The following is a 594-nucleotide window of genomic DNA, read 5'->3' on the forward strand; positions in this document are numbered from 1 at the left end:
GCCAGTCGAAGATCGCGGGGCCGGTTTCCAGACAGGTCAGCCGCACCTGGACGCCTTCGGGGCCGACCGTCACCGCGCGGCCGGTGACCTCGAAGGCCTTGGCCTCCCAGCCCCGCCGCGGGATCGTGACACGTATATTATCGCCCAGCCGCACGCCCCAGGCGGCAAGGCTGCAGGGCAGGATCGCCTGGCGCTGGCGCCGCCCCTTCAGGAGTGCCAGCTTCATCAGCCGCTGGCCGCGCACCGGATCGGTCTCGCCCGGCAGCTCGCCCAGATCGCGCACCAGCCGCTCGCCATTGTCCGCCGCGCGATACGTCTCGGAGGCCAGCACCGGCAGGTCGGTCACCACATGCTCGGCCGTCGCGTCGGCGAACTGCGCCTTGACGGTGTTGAACTGGTCCTCGAAGGGGCGCCGCGCGATCACCCGGATCCCCGCGACCAGCATGTCCTCGGTGATGGTCAGGTCGGGCTCTTCCCAGACAGCGCCGCCAAGGGTCAGCCGCCCGCGTTCGCAGGCCCACCAGCCGCCCCAGGCCGAGGAGAGCGCATCGAGGTTCTCGCGCGGGCTGGCCTCGGTATCGAGCACGCCGTTGA

General features: G+C 71.2%; 1 protein-coding gene. It reads right to left on the reverse strand.

Features of this window, described 5'->3' with window-relative positions:
- A partial coding sequence (locus BYZ73_RS21600) for a phage tail protein (protein ID WP_146746410.1) occupies nt 1-594 on the reverse strand: 594 nt, incomplete at both ends.

This window comes from Rhodovulum viride (genome assembly GCF_003265965.1).
GTDB classification, from domain to species: domain Bacteria; phylum Pseudomonadota; class Alphaproteobacteria; order Rhodobacterales; family Rhodobacteraceae; genus Rhodovulum; species Rhodovulum kholense.